The organism is Nonomuraea sp. H19 (genome assembly GCF_052068215.1).
Classification (GTDB): domain Bacteria; phylum Actinomycetota; class Actinomycetes; order Streptosporangiales; family Streptosporangiaceae; genus Nonomuraea.
The window spans coordinates 15,845-33,396 of the sequence record NZ_JBQHCV010000038.1 but is presented as its reverse complement, the minus strand read 5'-3'; the positions used below and the strand labels follow the sequence as shown (position 1 = coordinate 33,396).

The 17,552-nt window shown below is 69.9% G+C and carries 16 protein-coding genes and 1 pseudogene; 8 read left to right on the top strand and 9 right to left on the bottom strand.

The features are described from left to right. Together ACTMTI_RS49810 and ACTMTI_RS49805 are read right to left on the bottom strand one after the other, a co-directional pair. Complete coding sequence (locus tag ACTMTI_RS49810; RefSeq protein WP_441127919.1) at window positions 1-1,023, bottom strand: energy-coupling factor ABC transporter permease; 1,023 nt, start codon at window positions 1,021-1,023, stop codon at window positions 1-3. A 75-nt stretch (window positions 1,024-1,098) separates the two neighbouring features. Continuing rightward, window positions 1,099-2,913 (bottom strand): glycosyltransferase family 2 protein, encoded by a 1,815-nt coding sequence (locus ACTMTI_RS49805; RefSeq protein ID WP_441127918.1) that lies wholly within the window; start codon window positions 2,911-2,913, stop codon window positions 1,099-1,101. Between the two features lie 445 nt (window positions 2,914-3,358). On the opposite strand from ACTMTI_RS49805, the gene ACTMTI_RS49800 reads away from it, so the two are divergent. Next, complete coding sequence (locus tag ACTMTI_RS49800) at window positions 3,359-3,595, top strand: hypothetical protein (protein ID WP_441127917.1); 237 nt, start codon at window positions 3,359-3,361, stop codon at window positions 3,593-3,595. Between the two features lie 17 nt (window positions 3,596-3,612). Next, window positions 3,613-3,750, top strand: a pseudogene (locus ACTMTI_RS49795) (ClpX C4-type zinc finger protein); the annotation flags it as partial. A gap of 462 nt (window positions 3,751-4,212) precedes the next feature. On the opposite strand, the gene ACTMTI_RS49790 reads toward ACTMTI_RS49795, so the two are convergent. Further along, window positions 4,213-4,782: a CGNR zinc finger domain-containing protein gene (locus ACTMTI_RS49790; protein WP_441127916.1), complete on the bottom strand. Its 570-nt coding sequence runs from the start codon at window positions 4,780-4,782 to the stop codon at window positions 4,213-4,215. A gap of 72 nt (window positions 4,783-4,854) precedes the next feature. Here ACTMTI_RS49790 and ACTMTI_RS49785 point away from each other — a divergent pair, with 72 nt between their 5' ends. Both ACTMTI_RS49785 and ACTMTI_RS49780 read left to right on the top strand, forming a co-directional pair. Next, window positions 4,855-5,646, top strand: coding sequence for a class I SAM-dependent methyltransferase (locus ACTMTI_RS49785; RefSeq protein WP_441127915.1), 792 nt, complete (start codon window positions 4,855-4,857; stop codon window positions 5,644-5,646). A 208-nt stretch (window positions 5,647-5,854) separates the two neighbouring features. Next, entirely contained in the window at window positions 5,855-7,378 is a 1,524-nt protein-coding gene (locus ACTMTI_RS49780) for an alpha/beta fold hydrolase (protein ID WP_441127914.1), read from the top strand. A gap of 141 nt (window positions 7,379-7,519) precedes the next feature. Here the strand turns inward: ACTMTI_RS49780 and ACTMTI_RS49775 are convergent, their stop codons facing one another. The 5 genes from ACTMTI_RS49775 to ACTMTI_RS49755 all read right to left on the bottom strand — a co-directional run bounded on the left by ACTMTI_RS49775 (window position 7,520) and on the right by ACTMTI_RS49755 (window position 11,685). Next, window positions 7,520-7,900 (bottom strand): type II toxin-antitoxin system VapC family toxin, encoded by a 381-nt coding sequence (locus tag ACTMTI_RS49775; RefSeq protein ID WP_441127913.1) that lies wholly within the window; start codon window positions 7,898-7,900, stop codon window positions 7,520-7,522. 16 nt (window positions 7,901-7,916) lie between these two features. Beyond that, window positions 7,917-8,195, bottom strand: coding sequence for a type II toxin-antitoxin system Phd/YefM family antitoxin (locus ACTMTI_RS49770; RefSeq protein ID WP_441127912.1), 279 nt, complete (start codon window positions 8,193-8,195; stop codon window positions 7,917-7,919). Window positions 8,196-8,261: 66 nt separating this feature from the next. Continuing rightward, window positions 8,262-9,800, bottom strand: a complete 1,539-nt coding sequence (locus ACTMTI_RS49765; protein WP_441127911.1) for a multicopper oxidase family protein — start codon at window positions 9,798-9,800, stop codon at window positions 8,262-8,264. Between the two features lie 11 nt (window positions 9,801-9,811). Beyond that, window positions 9,812-10,276 carry a hypothetical protein gene (locus ACTMTI_RS49760; RefSeq protein WP_441127910.1) on the bottom strand — a complete coding sequence of 155 codons (465 nt, stop codon included), beginning with the start codon at window positions 10,274-10,276 and terminating at the stop codon, window positions 9,812-9,814. Between the two features lie 176 nt (window positions 10,277-10,452). Beyond that, window positions 10,453-11,685 carry an SMI1/KNR4 family protein gene (locus ACTMTI_RS49755; RefSeq protein WP_441127909.1) on the bottom strand — a complete coding sequence of 411 codons (1,233 nt, stop codon included), beginning with the start codon at window positions 11,683-11,685 and terminating at the stop codon, window positions 10,453-10,455. 449 nt (window positions 11,686-12,134) lie between these two features. Between ACTMTI_RS49755 and ACTMTI_RS49750 the strand changes: the two genes are divergently transcribed. The 3 genes from ACTMTI_RS49750 to ACTMTI_RS49740 are packed head-to-tail and all read left to right on the top strand — an operon-like array spanning window position 12,135 to window position 15,338. Further along, on the top strand, window positions 12,135-12,746 hold the full coding sequence (locus tag ACTMTI_RS49750) for an NADPH-dependent FMN reductase (RefSeq protein WP_441127908.1): 612 nt from the start codon (window positions 12,135-12,137) through the stop codon (window positions 12,744-12,746). Between the two features lie 22 nt (window positions 12,747-12,768). After that, complete coding sequence (locus tag ACTMTI_RS49745; protein WP_441127907.1) at window positions 12,769-13,785, top strand: aldo/keto reductase; 1,017 nt, start codon at window positions 12,769-12,771, stop codon at window positions 13,783-13,785. Next, window positions 13,782-15,338, top strand: coding sequence for an MFS transporter (locus ACTMTI_RS49740; protein ID WP_441127906.1), 1,557 nt, complete (start codon window positions 13,782-13,784; stop codon window positions 15,336-15,338). The genes ACTMTI_RS49745 and ACTMTI_RS49740 overlap by 4 nt, the downstream gene beginning before the upstream one ends. A gap of 123 nt (window positions 15,339-15,461) precedes the next feature. Here ACTMTI_RS49740 and ACTMTI_RS49735 read toward each other — a convergent pair whose 3' ends face one another. Continuing rightward, the gene (locus ACTMTI_RS49735; protein ID WP_441127905.1) at window positions 15,462-16,052 is read right to left on the bottom strand and encodes a hypothetical protein; all 591 of its coding nucleotides are present in this window, start codon (window positions 16,050-16,052) and stop codon (window positions 15,462-15,464) included. Between the two features lie 232 nt (window positions 16,053-16,284). On the opposite strand from ACTMTI_RS49735, the gene ACTMTI_RS49730 reads away from it, so the two are divergent. After that, window positions 16,285-17,538 (top strand): cation:proton antiporter domain-containing protein, encoded by a 1,254-nt coding sequence (locus tag ACTMTI_RS49730; RefSeq protein ID WP_441127904.1) that lies wholly within the window; start codon window positions 16,285-16,287, stop codon window positions 17,536-17,538. The last annotated feature ends 14 nt before the right edge of the window (window positions 17,539-17,552 follow it).

Below are 17,552 nucleotides of genomic sequence, written 5' to 3'. Positions count from 1 at the left end.
TCACACCTTGATCTTTTTTTCGTCGATCTCGCTTCGGCTCCTGGCGGCGTAGGCCACGGCACCGGCGATGAGCAGCACGAGCCCGACGCCGATGATCCCGGCCACGCCCACGGGGATCCCGCCCACCTCACCGTAGTCGGCCAGCGCCCACTTGCCGAACCCGTGGTCGGTCGCCTGGCCGAGGAAGCCCTTGTTCTCGGCCACCGCCTCCAGCCCGTCGGGGGCGGAGGAGGCGACGAACGACACGGCCCCGGCCAGCACCAGCGTCAGCCCGACGCCGCCGAGCAGGAACGGCTTGAGCGCGCCGCGGGCGGGGACCGGCTCGGGGTCGCCCACGGTCGTGGTCGTCCCCTCCGCCCCGCGCAGGACCAGCGGCTTGGCGAGGCCGCGGGCGCCGTAGACGAGGTCGGGGCGGACCGTGAGCACCGCGCCGACGGTCGCCGCCGTGATCACGCCCTCGCCGATGCCGATCAGCAGGTGCACGCCGCCCATCGCGACCGCCACCGACGACGCCTCGATGGGCGCCGTCCCGCCGATCCAGAACAGCAGCGTGAACACCAGCGCGGAGGCCGGCACGGAGATCAGCGCGGCCAGGAACGCCGCCACCGTGACCCCGCCCCTGCCCCTGGCCAGCCCGGTGACCAGCCGGAAGACCACCCAGCCGACGAGCACCGTGACGATGCCCATGATCGTGATGTTCACGCCCAGCGCGGTCAGTCCGCCGTCGGCGAAGAACACGCCCTGCACCAGGAGGACCACGGCCATGCACAGGACGCCTGTATAGGGGCCGACGAGTATCGCCGCCAGCGCGCCGCCCAGCAGGTGGCCGCTGGTGCCCGCGGCGACCGGGAAGTTGAGCATCTGAACGGCGAAGATGAAGGCCGCGACGAGCCCGGCCATGGGAGCGGTCCGGTCGTCGAGCTCGCGCCGCGCCCCGCGCAGGCAGACAGCGACCCCGGCGGCCGCCACCGCCCCAGCGGATATGGACGTTGCCGCATTGAAGAAGCCATCGGGTACGTGCACGACCAAGCCTCCCAAAGAGGACGAACAACCGTTCCTACTTTAGGACATCGTCTTGCACCTGCATATAGATGGCAATTAGTGCATGATCCTTCTGATGATCGTTCCGAGCGTCAGCCGCCGCACCGCCGTACTCAGCCGCCCGGTCCCCCGCGTCGCGTACGGCCGTACGCTCCTGAACAGGGCCGCCGCCCGCCACCGCCGCGGCGCCACGACGGTCTCGGCGTCGGCCTCGATCCTGAACCGCGCGGGCGGCCCGCCGAGATCCAGCTCCAGATAGGCGTCCCAGGTGCCGGGCGCGAGCCGCCCCATCGCGGGCCGGGCCGCGAAGCCCCCGCCGGGCAGCGCCACCACCGGCTCGGTCCGCTCGCGCCCGGTGCGCCGCTCGCGCCAGACGAGCCGCTTGATCGCCGCGGTCCCCGGGGCGCTGCCGGCGACCGTGACCTCGCCGTCGACGAGCAGCCGGTGCCCGAGCGTCCATCGGGTCCTGATGAGCCGGACCGTGCCGGGCACCGCGACCACGTGCCCGCCGACGTCGATGCTCAGGTTGTCGTTGTCCCTGGTGAAGTACGGCAGGACCGCGACGTTCCCGAGCAGCCGCGGGGGCGGGCGGGTGATGCCGCTGTCGCGATCGGCGCCGAGCCTGCCGAACCGCACCACGCCTTCGATCTCGACGGCCACCCGCAGGTCCCAGATGCCGGGGCCGAGCGCGCCCGCGTCGATGCCGGCGCTGAACTCGCCGCCCTTGCGCTCGGCCGGGATGACGAGCTCGGTTGCCGGGTCGTACCGGGAGCGCAGCACCACGGCGACGCCGTCGTCCCTGCCGATGCCGTCGAGCCGGGCGGCGCCGGTCACCACCAGGCGATCGCCGTCCCAGCGCAGGCCGGTCAGCTTGCGCCGCACGGTGGCGCTCTCGATGCGGGCCAGGCGCACGAGGCGGTCGATGTCGTCGAGGGCGCCGGCCCGCTGCCGGTCGATGCTGTTGAGCAGCTCGTGCACGCCCGGCGTGTACCACTCCTCGCAGAGCGCCGCCACCTCGCGGGCGATGTCCTTGCGCCGGATGTCGTCGCTCTCCAGGAACACCGCTCCGAGCTGGGCGAAGGCGTCCAGCCGGAAGTGCCTGCGCAGCAGGTGGTCGCGGAGCGGGCCCGCCTGGATGTGCCGGGCCATGAGCCGGATGGGCTCGCGGATCATGGCGAGCCAGGCGAGCGGGTCCCTGCTGCCCGGTTGCTGCATGATGCTGCTGCCGTCGGGCCTGGCCACGAGGTGGTAGCAGTCGTGGTCGGCGACCACGGAGATCACCTGGGCGTGACAGTAGGCGTGGACGGTGAAGAGGATGTCCTCGCCCACCAGCATGCCCTCGCCGAACCGGATGCGGTGGCGGTCGAGCAGCTCTCTCCTGAACAGCTTGAAGCAGCTCAGGCTGTTGTAGACGGTGCTGTCGCCGAGGTCCACCCGGTCGGCGCTGCGCTGGAACATCGACACCGGCGCCCGCCTGCCGTGCCCCACGATCTTCCCGAGCACGATGTCGGAGTCGTTCCTGTCCGCCATGGCGACCATGCGCTCCAGCGCCTCGGGGCCGAGGTAGTCGTCGGCGTCGCAGAAGAACACGTAGCGCCCGGTGGCGTGGTCGAGCCCGACGTTGCGCGGGCGGCCCGCACCGCCGCAGCTCTCGATGTGGATCACCCGGACGCTGTCCTTGTGGTAGGCGGCGTACAGGTCGAGCAGGCCGGCGCTGCCGTCCGTGGATCCGTCGTCCACGACGACGATCTCCTTCTTCACCCGCTGCACGAGCACGGACGTCAGGCACCTGTCCAGGTAGTCGCGGCAGTTGTGGGCGGGGATGACGACGCTGACGTCCACCGCGTCGTCGTCGTTCGCTGCTTGCGGCATCGCCACCACTCCCGGACACGTTGCGCTGTCGTTCCGATTCAGTATGTGACGAGCGCCCGTGCTCATGGGGGCCGATCGAAGCTCTTCATCCCCTGCTTTTGCTATCACCGGATATTCGCGGCATTCCTCAAATAACTGCAGTCAAGACCGCTAAATGCCACATTCATCCTGGACCGAATGAGTTTCAGGAACGAGGTTTTCCCTCCCGGGGGTAGAAACCTCTCCGCCAGGTGCATTGAGATCCTCCCAGCCGTCCCTGGTGATCCGCTCGCGAGGGTGGCGCGTCTACAGTTAGGCATCCTTGACCGGGAGGTGGCGGGAAATGGGATCGGATCTCCGCAGGTGGTCGGCCAACGGTTCAGCCGGGCACACTGCCGAGTTCATTGCCTCCTCGGCGCGGCTGACAGAGCTGCACGAGTGCACGGCTCTGCTCCGCCGCACGAGGATGCGCGCCGAAGAGATCGTCGACGAGGCTCGCATGTTGCTGGCCGAGGCGGAGCGGCTCGGCGACCCTGATCACATATTGAGCCTGCAGGCGCAGCTCGACCAGGCGCGTCAGGCGTACTCGAAGGTGCTGACTGCGTACGTGACGCTCTGCGCCAGGATCACCGAAGAGCGCCAGACCATCCTGCGGGCGCAGATGGAACAGGATCGACAGAGAGGGTTGTCAGGTGCCGCCTGACGGATTACCGTCAGGCCATGCCTGACTGGAAGGACAAAACCCGCTGCTCTTTCTGCCACAAGAGACACACGGAGGTGAACAAGCTCATTGCCGGGCCTGGTGTGCATATTTGCGACGAGTGCATCGGTCTGTGCAATGCAATCCTCGAACAGGAGCGGCTCGCCCCTCAACCGAGCCCCCGGCTCCCCCTATGGGAATCCATGACCGAGGAGCAGATCCTCGGCCATCTCCCGAAAATCGCCGCCGTACAGGCGCAGGTCGACGACAATCTGCGCGACTGGGTGACACACCTGCGCAGCAGAGACGTCAGCTGGGAACGCATCGGCGCCTCACTCGGCATGACACGCCAATCAGCGTGGGAACGATTCAGGACTGAAACCTGAAATGTGAACCGATGTGACTTCTGGGACGTCTCATGCTCAGGGAGGCCCGCCATGAGCGTCCTTGACGGTCTCGCGCCACAGGACCTCGACCAGCTCAATCTGGAGCTGGCCTTGGTCCTCGCACTGCACGAAGAGGCAGAGCGGGTGGCCGCGGAATGAACGGGCCCCAGCTCCCCGGCCGCCCCGGGGAGCTGGGGCAGGGGGCCCGCTCCCGTGGGCCGCGTCGAGGGCGGCTCACTCGGTCTTGCTCCTCGCCCGGAATGCCGCCGTCTTGACGCGATTCTGGCAGGCCGTGGAGCAGAACCGGCGGGCGCCGTTGCGCGAGACGTCCACGTAGACGCGGTCGCAGTGCGGCGCCGTGCAGACGCCGAGGCGGTCGCTGAACTCGCCGCCCAGCACGATCGCAAGGCCGGTGGCGCAGCCCGCCGCCCAGTCGCCGGCCGCGGTCCCGCCACGACCGTGGAAGTGCAGGTGCCACGGCTCGCCGTCGTGCCTTTCCAGGAGCGGCCTGGCGCGGGTCTCCTCCAGCAGCGCGTTGATCTGCGTGGCGGCGGTGTCGATGTCGTCCGCGGCGACGGCGGTGAAGACCGTGCGCAAGCGGGCCGCGACCTCGGCCAACTCGGCGCCCTCCGCCTGGGTGAGCTCTCGGTAGGCCGGATAGACGGCGCGCAGGCCCTCGGTGGCGGCGGCGGCCGGATCGGCGGGCACGGGGAAGGCGCGTCCGCGCCTCTCGCCCGGGGTCAGCGCGTTCACCAGCGCCACCGCGGCCCGGACCACTCCATCCGTGTGACTGTTGAAATCCAATTGACCGGTTACACCTTCGTGTTCTAGGTTGTGACTGTCGAAAGCTTAAACGACAGTCACAAGGAGACGTACGTGCTCACTCACGATGCCGCACTGGAGTGGATCGCGCGCTGGGACCGCCAGCAGGAGGGTTACCTTCCCGACCGCGAGGAACGATTCACCGCCCTGATCGACGCCGTGGAGGCACTGGGCCGGCCCGATCCGCTGGTCATCGACCTGGGGTGCGGGCCAGGGTCGCTGTCCGCGCGACTGCTCGACCGGCTCCCCAAGGCCACCGTCGTGTCGGTGGACGCCGATCCGCTGTTGCTGGGGCTCGGGCGGGCGGCCTATCCGCAGCTCACGTTCGTCGCGGCCGATCTGCGGACGAGCGGGTGGACGGAGCTGCTCGGCCTGGACCGGCCGGCCGACGCCGCGGTCAGCACGACGGCGCTGCACTGGATTTCCGACTTCGACCTGCGCAGGGTGTACGCCGAGGTGGCGGCCCTGCTGCGGCCTGGAGGGGTGCTGCTCAACGGAGATCACATGGACACCGACGACACCACGCCTGCTCTGGCGCGGCTGGAGCGGGCCGTGCACGAGCGCGAGACCGAGCGGACGTTCGGCGGCAACCGGCCGGAGGACTGGCGGGCCTGGTGGGACGCGATCGCGGCGGACCCGGCGTTCGCCGGGCTCAACCAGGAGCGCACCACGGCCGGGGCAGGCCACCACGGCTCCGAGTCCCACCTGCTGTCGCATCACGTCGAGGCCCTGCGCGAAGCGGGCTTCGCCGAGATCGGGACACTCTGGCAGCGCGGCAACAACCGGCTGCTGTGCGCCGTGCGGAGGGCGAGCCACCCCGGCCGTGGGCTGCGGGCTACGTCATGACCTTGTGAACCGTGAGAGCGGCCTTTCTGACATCACCAGAAGGGCCGCTCTTTTTCGACCGCGAGGCTGCCGAGCCGGCCTTTCATCGCATACGGCTGATTCCACGAGCATCAGAGGCACCTGAGGATGACGCGGGTTTCATACCCGAGTCGGATGGCCTTGTCGGGAGATCTGATTGATGATCGAGTTCCCGACGATTGGATTCGCTGTGCGAAGACCTGTTCTGAGCCTTGCCTTCTTACTCGCCCTCGTCGTCCCCTTACTACCCGTGGCCCCGGCCTCCGCCGCGGACGCCATCTCCTGGGCGCCGTGCGAGGAAGATCCCACGGCCGAGTGCGGCACGCTGGCCGTACCCGTCGACTGGAACAACCCCGGCGGCGAGACGTTCGAGCTGGCGCTCGCCCGCCGCAAGGCCACCGATCCGGCGGCCCGGACCGGGTCGCTGGTGATCAACCCGGGCGGGCCGGGCGGGTCCGGCGTGGACGCCGTACTCCAGAACTGGCTCGGCTTCACACCGGAGCTCACGAGCCGCTTCGACGTCGTCGGATTCGACCCGCGCGGCGTGGGCCGCAGCCATCCGATCCGGTGCTCGCTGGAGCTGGCCAGGCAGGCACCCGACCCGCTGTCGCTGAAGAGCCAGGCCGACTTCGACGCCCTGCTCGCCTACAACGAGCGCTACCGGCAGGATTGCCGGGCTCGCACCGGGCCGCTGTTCGACCAGGTGCACACCGGCAACGTCATACGCGACCTCGACGCCCTGCGTGCCGCGCTGGGCGACGACAAGCTCACCTACTACGGCGTCTCGTACGGCACGCTCATCGGACAGCTCTACGCCGAGCGGTTCCCGCAGCGGGTACGTGCCCTGGCGCTCGACAGCAACATGGACCACAGCCTCGGCACGACGGCGTTCCTGGACACCGAGTCGTGGACCTCCCAGGACTCGTTCAACGAGTTCGTCGCCTGGTGCGGCAGGACCACCTCGTGCGCGCTGCACGGCAGGGACATCCGCGGGCTCTGGAAGGAACTGCTTGCCCGGGCCGAGCGCGGCGAGCTGCACCTGCCTGGCAGGCCGGAGATCCCGCTGAGCAAGCTGGGCCTCATCTCGCAGGCGTTCGGCGCGTTCTACGGCCCCGCCTACAAGGAGCTGGCCGAGTTCCTGGTGGCGCTGGAGAGCGGTGACCAGACGGCGCGCGCGATCCTCACGCCGCCGGCGGCCAAGAGCGAGGAGGTGATCAACGACGCCACCCAGGTCTTCTGCCTGGACTATGCGGTGCCCGTCCGCGACTACCGCGAGTATGCGCGCCACCTGCGCAGGTCGGCGGCGATCGCGCCGGACATGCTGGTCAGCGCGGCGGCCCACCCGATAACGGCCGCGTGCCTCGGCACGCCTACCCCGGTCCCGAACCCCCAGCACCGCCTCCGCGTCTCAGGCACCCCGACGCTGCTGCTGGCCAACGCCCTGCACGACCCCGCCACCGGCTACCCGTGGGCGGTCAACGCGGCGTTGCAGATCGGCCGCGAGGCCAGGCTGCTCACCTACGAAGGGTGGGGGCACGGGGTCTACGGCCGGGGTGAGTGCCCGACCCTCGCGTTCGACCGTTATCTGACCTCCCTCACCGTGCCGGGCAAGGGTGCACGATGCCCGGCCGTGCCGCCGGCCGAGCTGACCGCCCAGCGGACCCGCACGTTCCCTGGCCCCATGCCTGGCCTCCCAGGTTGGACGGCCTCGTAAGGAGCTGATCTGCCGGCTTCACGGGGGTCCGCCCCGCGAAGCCGGGTTTCTAGACTTGATCGATTCCTCAGGGACACTGCGGGCTGGAGGAGCACAACGAGGCCCTGGACCGGCCGGTCTCGCATCACCGGGGATTGACGTTTACGCAGGGACGACGGTGACCAGGCTTTCCAGGCCGACGAAGTCGTCGGTGTTGCGCGTGTAGAGCGGCAAGCCTCGGCTGGAGGCGACTGCAGCGATCATGAGGTCCATTCGCAGAGGCCGAGGGTCGCGCTTCGCCGCGAGCGTCAGTGCGACAAGGCTGCCGTAGCGGGCCGCCGCGTCGGCGTCGAAGGGCAGAGGCTCGAAGTCGGTCACCGCGGCGCCCAGCTTCTCCATGCGCGCGGCTCGGGTGGCCTGGTCCTTTGCCATGGCCACACCCTGGTGGAGTTCGGCGAGTGTGATGGCCGCGAGTTCGGGATAAACCGGAAGATCGGCAGGAGAGATCTGGGTGAGGTCAATGTAGACGCACGTGTCGATCACTCCGGCGCTGTACCGCTCAGCCATCGCGCCGCTCCCAGGGGTCGTCGTCGATGCGGTCTTCGGAGCCGAACAACTCGTCGGCCTCCCGGCGCATTTCCGCGTAGTCCACGGCTGGGAGCCGGCGATGCCTGGCGACGAGCTCTTCAGCACTCAGGCGCCGCCGACGCGGAAGCGGTCGCAGCTCCGCGATCTCGACTCCGTTGCGGGTGATGTGGAAGACCTCGCCCGCCTCGACCTGATCCATGACGGCGGCGGAGTTGTTGCGGAACTCTCGCTGGGTGATGACCTTCATCATGCGCCTGTCGTAGCTCTGTGTAGCCCCATGTGCTACGTGATATGCGTCATCAGTCTGTACCAGCGCTCACTCCGGCTCGTTCCCGGCCGGGCCTCCCACGGTGAACGACGTGGTGACGCCCTCGTACATCAGGTGGGCGGTGAGCCCTTCTGAAGCGTGGGGCAGGTTGTGGCAGTGGTCCATCCAGACGCCGGGGTTGTCGGCGACGAAGGCGATCTCGTACGACTCGCCGACGGCGACCTCCAGGGAGTCCACCCACCAGGGGCTGCCCGTGGCCGGCACGCCGTCGCGGCTGAGCACCACCGCGTGGTGGCCGTGCAGGTGCATGGGATGGGCCTCGCCGCTGTCGTTGGAGATGCGCATCCGCACCACGTCGCCCTCGGCCACGTGGAACATCGGCACGTCGGGATAGAGGCGGCCGTTGACGGTCCACCACACCCCCGGGACCCCGTCGAGGAAGCCGGGCCGGCGCCCCATGTCGTAGGCGAAGCGCCGGTCGGCCTTGCCGGGGTCGAAGGCAAGCGGCGCCCGGGTGCCGTACGTGAGCAGGTCGAGCGTCGCCGCCGGCCGAGGGACCGGAGCCAGGTCGTACGCCTTGGAGCCGAGCACGATGCCGGCCGGGCCGCCGAGGTGGACCCGGACCGGTGAGCCGTCCTCGGGCATGGTCACCTCGATGTCGGCGCGTCCTCCGGCGGCCACCGCCACGGCCTTGTCCTGAACCGCCGTGGGCTCGTTGATCTCCGTGCCGTCGACGGCGACCAGCCGGTACGGCGCGCCGCTCACCCACGCCGGCATGACGCCGTACTCAGTGTTGATCACCCGCACCCGTGCCCGCGCGCCGGGAGGCGCCTCGATACGGACATCACCCTCACGCCCGTTGATGGTGCGCACTCCGCCGTACAGGTGCACCAACGCCTCGACGTCGATGGACCGGCCCGCGTCGGCGTCCTTGCCCGGAGCCGGTGTGACCACCAGTGCCCCGAGCAGCCCCCCACGGACCTGCTCATGCGACATCTGGTGAGAGTGGTACCAAAAGGTGCCCGCCTGGTCGGCGACGAACCGATAGGTGAACTCCTTGCCGATGCCGACCGCGTCCTGGGTGACGCCGGCCACTCCGTCCGCGGCATTGGGCACGTCGACGCCGTGCCAGTGCAGCGTGATGCCCCCCGGAACCGACTCGTTGATCAGCCGCACCTGGACCAGTTGCCCCTTGGCCGCCTTGATGACCGGGCCGGGCGATCGGCCGTTGAGCGTGTAGCCCTCGAAAGCGCGGCCGGACGGCAGCCGGAACCGCTGCTTGCGGGCGACCATGGTCACCGCGACGTCGGCCGGGAGGTCCGCGTCGGCGATCAGTTGCGTGACGTCACGCCCCGCCCCCGGCTGCCGTCCACGGCCGCCGTGCGCCGACGCGCCTCCTCCTGAATGCGCTTCGTGCCCCGGGGAGCCGACCGGCCCGCCCCCGTAATCCGCGTACCCCATGTCCATGACCGAGTACGCCGCCGGCAGCAGGCTGTCCTGCCACAGCCAGCCCAACGGCCCCAGTACGCCCATGGTCGCGACGCACGCGACGGCGAGCCGGACGCGACCACCACCCCGACGATTCATGGGACGCGCCGTCAGCCTCGAGCCGCAGGCTGTGACACCGGCGCGGCCGACGACTGCACGGCCGCGCCCCGCCGCGCCGCGTACAGCGCCGCGGTGAACAGCAGCAGCGCGTTGAGGCCGTGCACGGCACCCACCAGCGGAATGCTGTGGCCGATGATGCCGAAGGTGACCTGCAGGACGACGAGCAGCAACACCAGTCCGGCCGCCTTCACCGCTCCAGGGACCTTCGCCCAGAACGAGGAGATCAGCAGGAGCAGCGCGATGACCGGGATGGCGATCATCCCGTTGAAGGCGTGTACGACCATGCCGGCGAACTCCGGGAACGGCGCTTCACCGCTCTCGGCGAGCGTCTTGTCGAGCACGCCGCCCTCTCCGACCCACTTGCCGAGCCCGGCGTCCCCCCAGACCGCCATCGCCGCTTGCACGGCCACCTCGATCGCCACGAGATAGGCCAAGACCCTGTAGACGCGTTTCATGACGTCCCTCCCTTTCGTCGCGTGTCACGTTAGAGAGCGCGACTTGGCACGGAATGGTCAGCGACTTGGAACGGACTTCAAGCCGGTACGCGCGCCGGATCATCGTCAACACGCATGCCTTCTGGTGGCGCAGAAAATGGCCGAGACGAGATGCCCGCGGAACACCTTGAGCGGACTCAGAGGACCTCCCAGTCGAGCTCACCGGCGACTGCCTTGGGCTTCCAGTAGCCGACGGAGCCGCCGTTCTCCATGGCGTCGGCGGTGGCCTTCAGCAGGGCGTAGTACGAGCGGATCCGCGCCCCTCCAGGCGTGAAGCTCATACTCCCCTCGTGATCGGTGTTGCCGACGTCGCGCTTCACCGAGTCGATCACGAGGTGGTCACCCGACCCGTTGTCGCCGAAGGGCAGCATTCGCCCGTCCCACCATTCCGTTCGCGGATCGGAGAACCCCCCATCGCCTTCGTCCGCACCGTCGATCTCGCACAGCCCCCGCCACGTATCCGGGATCTGCCGGACACTCAGATTCGAGTTGCCCAGAAAGCCGAAGCCCCAGGTGTCCTTCACCGGGACCGTCCCGTCGTGCCGCAGTAGTGACGCCCGCAGGTCGTCGGGGAATCGCAAGCCCATCTGCGCCTCCGCCGCCGCGATGGCCTCGGCCTTTCCGGGCTTGCCGAGCGTGCGATGAGTTCTGGGGGCGTTGATCTTCAACCACGCCTCGATCCGCTGCCACTGCCGGTTGACTGCCCGGGTCACCTTCGCGTTGAGCTTCCGTACTCGCGGGTTGGCGCTCTTGGGGCGGCAGTCCGCGTCGGGACTCTCCTGATAGGCCGGGACCGGCTCTTGCGTCTCCCCGCCTTCGGTGGGCTGAGGGAAGTGATCACCCTCCGGAGCGTTCTCCTGCTCGATCTCGGTGAACGAGCAGGAGGCGGTCCCGACGCATGGCCGCAGCTCGAACGCATACCGATACCCCTCGGCAGCCTCGACCCCCGTTTCCTTGGAGAAGACCGAGGATTCAAGGGCTTGAGTGCCGGCGGTCAGCAAGAGGAGCGCGAGTCCGGCGATGCCCCAGCGGGTCAGGCGGCGTCGGGCCGCTTCGTCCAGCGGCTTTCTCGGCTCGCCGCGCTCGAAGATCCTCGTGAACGCGGGGCGGTCGAAAACGGAGGGCCCGCGGGCATAGCGCCCGAGGTCGTCAGCAGTGGGGGTGCCGAGGAGCGGAACCGGGGGCCACTGCGATACGGGGCCGGTCTCGGTCTGGACTGGAAACGAGCTATCGGAGGCCGCCTCGTCCTGCTGAACTGGACGCCGTCCCGTCGGGCGCCGGCGAGAACGCGCGATCGCAACAATCGTCGCTGCCACTACGGCAGCCGAAAGCGCGAGCCATACTCCGCGAGACGTGATCAATCGCCGCACGCCCGGCAGAGTACCCGGAATTGGACTGCGAGGAGATCAAAAGCCCTCCGGATGATCCCGAAATGGAAATGACATCGGTGCTGATCTGAATACTTCCAACGAATTTCGTACGGCTCTCAGGCGGGACGCTTGATCGTCCGCTCGAAAACCAAGACGGGGGTGGCGATCTACCGGGTCTCGAAGACGACCGGCAAGGCCAGCGGGCACCCGGACCGTGCGCGTTCCGCCGGCGTATCCCGCCACCGTCGGCTCCAGTGCCCGACCACCCGCGCGAACACCGTGAGCGCGCCTGCGAGGCTCGCCCGCCAGCCCTCCGCGCGGACGTGACGACGTGCTGCTCGCACCGGGCACCCTGGATCGCCTCGTTTTTGCCGTGAGCGTTTTACTTATTGCCCTGTGCGTTGTACTTTAGCTCGTGCCGCACCCGAAGCAGCAGAGGAGTAACCCGCATGACCAGGATCGCCATCATCGTCGGCAGCACCCGCGACAGCCGCAGGACCGAAGTCGCCGCCCGCTGGGTCGCCGAGGTCGCCGCCAGGCACCCGGCCGTCACGGCCGGTGAGGCGGCCTTCGAGCTCGTCGACCTGGCCCACCAAGAGCTGCCGATGCTCGACGAGCCCGTGCCCGCGCTGTTCGGCGACTACCGCCACGAACACACCGCCAGGTGGGCCAGGACCATCGGCTCGTTCGACGGGTTCGTCTTCGTCACCCCGGAGTACAACCACTCCGCCCCCGCCGCTCTGAAGAACGCGATCGACTTCCTGTACGCGGAATGGAACAACAAGGCGGCCGGATTCGTGAGCCACGGCGTGCTCGGCGGCACCCGGGCCGTAGAGCACCTCCGCCTGGTCATGACCGAGCTGCAGGTCGCCAACGTGCGCACCCAGGTGGCGCTGTCGGCCTTCACCGACTTCGAGATCACCGACCCGACGGAGCCCGGCACGATCGCACCGGGACCGCACCAGGAGCCCACCCTGATGGAGCTGCTCGACGAGGTCATCGCCTGGTCCCGGGCGCTCCAGCCGCTGCGCGAGACCGCCTCGCTGCCCGTCTCCGCCTGATCTTCCGGAAAGGAGAGATCCCATGCGATACCGGCTGCTGGGCCGTACCGGCCTGCGGGTCTCGGAAGTGTTCCTGGGCGCGATGACCTTCGGCGAGCAGAGGATGGGCGCCTCGGACGCCGAGGCACGACGCATCCTGGACCTGTACGCCGAGGCCGGCGGCAACGTCGTCGACACGGCCGGCTTCTACGGCGATGGGCAGAGCGAGAGCCTGCTCGGTGAATTCCTGCAGGGCCGCCGTGACCGGTTCGTCGTCGCCACCAAGTACACCGTCTCGCGCGACGGCACCGACCCGAACGCCGCCGGCAGCCACCGCAAGAACCTCACGCTCTCCCTGGAGGAGAGCCTGCGGCGGCTGCGTACGGACTACCTCGACCTCTACTGGGTCAACCTGTGGGACCGGCACACTCCGATCGAGGAGACGATGCGGGCACTGGACGACGCCGTGCGCGCGGGGAAGATCCTCTACGTCGGCCTCTCCGACGCGCCCGCCTGGGTCGTCGCCCACGCCAACACGCTGGCCGACTCGCGCGGCTGGACGCCGTTCGCGGCCGTGCAGGCGCCGTACAGCCTGCTCAACCGCGACATCGAACGCGAGCTGCTGCCCATGGCGGAGACCTTCGGCATGACGGTCGCCGCCTGGGGGCCGCTCGCCCACGGCGTCCTGTCGGGCGCGTTCACCCGCCCCGGCGGCCCGAAGGCGAGGACCCGGGTCGCGCCCGACTCCCTCGGCCCGCGCGAGCGCGGCGCCGCGCAAGCGGTCCAGAAGGTCGCCGAAGACCTGGGCGCCACTCCCGCCCAGGTGGCGATCGCCTGGACCCGGGCGCGCTCGCGGGCCGTACACCCGATCGTGGGCGCCAGGACCGCCGAGCAACTCCACGACACCCTCGGCGTCCTCGACCTCACCCTCCCCGCCGACGCGGTGCGCCTGCTGGAGGAGAGCACCGACTTCACCCTGGGCTTCCCCGGCGACTTCCTCGCCCAGGCCGGCTCGGTGTTCGGCGAGGTCGCCACCCGGGTCGACGGCAGGCGGCCATGACGCGAGAGCACCTGGACGCGGCCCGGCGACCGGCGGCGGCCATGACACGAGAGCGCCTCGACGCGGCCCGGCGACGGGCGGCGGCCGTGACCCGGGAAGGGCGCGGACATCCGGGGGTGACCCTGGCCGCGGTGCTGCTCGGCTTCCTCGTCCTGCCGATGCTGATGTCGGGGACGACGGTCGCGCTGCCGCGCATCGGCGCCGACCTGGGCGCTTCCGGCGCGGCGCTCCAATGGGTGGTCGTCGGCTACTTTCTGGCCGCCGCGTCGGTGATGCTGGTGGCCGGCTCACTGGGCGACCTGTTCGGCCGCCGCCGCGTCTTCGCGTTCGGCGCCGTCGCCTACACCGCGGGCGCTCTGGCCGCCGCGATCGCCACCGACATCCTGCTGCTGGACGTGGCGCGGACGCTGTCGGGCATCGGCGCCGCCGGGGTGATGGCCGGCGGCGGCGCGATCCTGGGCGCCACATTCACCGGGCGCGCCCGGACCCGGGCGTTCGGGGCGATGGGCACCACGGCCGGAGTGGGCATGGCGATCGGGCCGACGCTGTCCAGCTGGCTGGTGGGCTCCTTCGGGTGGCGCGCCACCTTCGCCGTCTTCGCCGCCGTCGGCCTGCTGCTATGGGCCGGCACCGCGTTCATGGCCGAATCGCGCGGGGCAACCAGGGGCCGGGTCGACCTCGCCGGGTCGGTGACGCTCATCGGTGCGCTCGGGCTGGTCATGTTCGGCGTCAACCAGGCCTCGGAGTCGGGATGGGGAAGCGCCGCGGTGCTCGTCCCGCTCGCCGCCGGCTCGGTCCTGCTGGTGGCCTTCGTGCTCATCGAGCGCCGCAGCGCGCATCCCGTGCTGGACCTGGCCCTGCTGCGCCGGCGCCGCTTCATGGCCTGGTGCCTGGCCTGCCTCTTCGTCGCAGCCGGGGCCGCGGGGGTGACGGCGTTCCTGCCCACCTATCTGCAGGGGGTCAACGGCGTGTCCGCCCAGGGTGCCGGGCTCACCAGGCTGATGCTGACTGCGCCGGTCCTGCTCATGCCGCAGGTGGGAGCCCGGCTGGTGAACCGGGGTCTGCCGCCTCGGACCCTCATCACCCTCAGCCTGCTGTTGATCGCCGCCGGTAACGCGGGGCTCACCGTGCTCCATCCCGGCATCGGCGCGCTCGCCCTGCTGGGCCCGCTGGCCACGCTGGGCGTCGGCATGGGACTGGTGATCGGCACCACCGACGCCCAGGCGCTGAACGAGGTGGCGCCCGAGCGGATCGGCCTGGCCACGGGCCTGCTCAACACGATCCGCGCCGGAGGCGCCACCATGGTCATCACCCTCTTCGGCACCGCCCTGACCAACCTGATCCAGGCCCGGACCGGTGACATCGCGTCCGCGGGCCGGATCGCCGCCGGTGACCTCGCCGGTCCCGGCCGCGCCGAGCACGCCCTGCACTTCACCGACGCCTGGCACGTCACTTCCTGGGGCATGGCGGGCGTCTGCGTCATCATCACCGTCGTCGTGTGGGCCACGCTGGCCCCGTCCCGGCAACCGGCCGCCACGACGAGCACCAGCTGAGCGGGCAGGATCTGCGGGTCCACCTGGCCCCGGCCCCGCCGCTCTCCAAGGAGATCACGCCTCCTGGAGCGCCGCACATGATCATGTGCGCGGCGATCGATCTTGGCCGCGAGCCGGGTGCGCTCACAGAGAACGTGACCATGGCGGGCACGCCCCGAGCGAGGATGTCATCGGCCTACACCCGCTCGCCGCCGGCGGGGAGTTCCAGCTCGGAGCGAGCTCCCAGTCGATGAGAACGCGGCCAGGGTCGCGCGGGTCGACGAAGATGGGGAGATGGGCGCCGGGGAGGATGGCGCCCACGAGGAGGCGGGGCATCGTCTCGCGGTGGACGACACGGTACGCGGCTCCGCCCTCGGGGCGCACGTCCAGATCGAACGCGACCATGGGCTGGTCATTGATCGTCACACCCGTGTCCTGCATCGACAGGATGACAGCGCCGGCCGGGTCGCCGTCGTTCCACAGGTCATGGTTGCCGCCGGCCATGCCCTTGATCATCCCCTTCAGGCTGCCGGCTCCGCTCGGCTTCACGGCTCCGTCGAAGCTCGACCTGGCCGTACGCGTCGCGCCGTTGACGAGGCCCAACACGATCATGAAGCCCCCGGGGATCGACAGCATCATGCCGATGGGGAAGGCGATGGACGCCCACTCCGGTGCCGGCCACTTCATCATCCCGGTGATCCCGGCCGCCAGCACGATGCCACCGATCACTTCCACGGCCACTCCTACCGGGAGCAGCATCCCTCTACGCGCCATCAGCGTGTTCCTTACTCCGCGGTCCTGTCCGGCGTACGGTGATCAGGTAACGGCGAAGCACTTGCGTGGTGGTTGCATGCCGTTTGTCTCGTGCCTGTATGCGCGCCCGCGACCGGAGATGGCCGCGCCTACCGGGTTCGAGAACTCTGCCCAACGTGGGATGCGCGGTGACCTTTGGGGCAGGTGGTCCGGGATGCCCACCCCCGATCTCATTCTCGCCCTCGCCGGCGCCGCCGCGTTGCTCGCCGCCGTCCTGCCCAACCTGCTCGCCCGCCGGGCGCTCTCCCTGCCCCTGGTGTACCTGCTCGGCGGTGTGCTGCTGTTCCTGCTGCCGATCGGCCTGCCCGAACCCAACCCGATCACTCATCGGGTGGCGTTGGAGCACATCACGGAAATCTGCGTACTCGTCTCCCTCATGGGAGCGGGGCTCGCGCTCAACCGGCGCGTCGGATTACGCAACTGGACCACGACGTGGCGGCTGCTCGGCTGGGCGATGCCGCTGACCGTCGCGGGGGTGACGGCTGCGGCGGCGTTCGTGATGGGCTGGCCCATCGCGGCGGCGCTGCTGCTCGGAGCGGTGCTCGCGCCCACCGACCCGGTGCTCGCCTCCGACGTGAACGTGGGCGAGCCCGGCGACGTCGAGAACGCGGACGACGAGGTCCGCTTCGCGCTGACCTCGGAGGCGGGGCTGAACGACGGGCTGGCCTTCCCCGTCGTGTACGCCGCCATCGCCGTGGCCGCCGTCGGCGGCGCGGGATGGGCAGGCGAGTGGGCGCTGGTGGACGTGCTCTATCGGATCGTGGCGGGGCTGGTCTGCGGGCTGCTGATCGGCCGGCTGCTGGGACGGCTGTTCTTCCACTCCCAGGCCGACGAGCTGCGGCTGGCGGAGCATCGTGAAGGCTTCGTCGCGCTCGCCGCGACCTTCCTCGCGTACGGGCTGACGGAACTCGCGCACGGCTACGGCTTCATCGCGGTGTTCGTCACCGCGTGCACCATCAGGCGGGCCGAGTTCGGCCACGGCTACAACAACGTCCTGCACAGCTTCGTGGAGCAGCTCGAGCGGCTGTTCACCGCCTGGCTGCTGCTCCTGCTCGGCGGCTTCGTGGCCGCGGGCGGCCTGGCCGCCCTCACCTGGCGGGGCGCCGCGGTGGGACTGCTGTTGCTGCTGGTGATCCGTCCGCTCGCGGGCTGGCTGTCCCAGGTACGCGGCCCGGCCGGCCCCAAGGAACGGCTGATGATCTCGTTCTTCGGCATCCGGGGGATCGGCTCGCTGTTCTACTTGGCGTACGCGCTCGGCCAGGCCGACTTCGGCGTCCCGCCGGAAGAGCTGTGGGCGGTAACCGCCTTCACCGTGGTCGCCTCGGTGGTGCTGCACGGCATCACCGCCACTCCGGCCATGGCCCGCCTGGACGCCCTACGCGACGGCACCCGGCTACCCGCCTGGTGAGACATGGGCGGCAT

Excerpts from the sequence above, each read along its gene's own strand:
- ACTMTI_RS49745 (WP_441127907.1), top strand. The coding sequence starts at position 12,769 with ATGCGATACCGGCTGCTGGGCCGTACCGGCCTGCGGGTCTCGGAAGTG.
- ACTMTI_RS49750 (WP_441127908.1), top strand. The coding sequence starts at position 12,135 with ATGACCAGGATCGCCATCATCGTCGGCAGCACCCGCGACAGCCGCAGG.
- ACTMTI_RS49770 (WP_441127912.1), bottom strand. The coding sequence starts at position 8,195 with ATGATGAAGGTCATCACCCAGCGAGAGTTCCGCAACAACTCCGCCGCC.
- ACTMTI_RS49760 (WP_441127910.1), bottom strand. The coding sequence starts at position 10,276 with ATGAAACGCGTCTACAGGGTCTTGGCCTATCTCGTGGCGATCGAGGTG.
- ACTMTI_RS49805 (WP_441127918.1), bottom strand. The coding sequence starts at position 2,913 with ATGCCGCAAGCAGCGAACGACGACGACGCGGTGGACGTCAGCGTCGTC.
- ACTMTI_RS49765 (WP_441127911.1), bottom strand. The coding sequence starts at position 9,800 with ATGAATCGTCGGGGTGGTGGTCGCGTCCGGCTCGCCGTCGCGTGCGTC.
- ACTMTI_RS49740 (WP_441127906.1), top strand. The coding sequence starts at position 13,782 with ATGACGCGAGAGCACCTGGACGCGGCCCGGCGACCGGCGGCGGCCATG.
- ACTMTI_RS49800 (WP_441127917.1), top strand. The coding sequence starts at position 3,359 with ATGCGCGCCGAAGAGATCGTCGACGAGGCTCGCATGTTGCTGGCCGAG.
- ACTMTI_RS49730 (WP_441127904.1), top strand. The coding sequence starts at position 16,285 with ATGCCCACCCCCGATCTCATTCTCGCCCTCGCCGGCGCCGCCGCGTTG.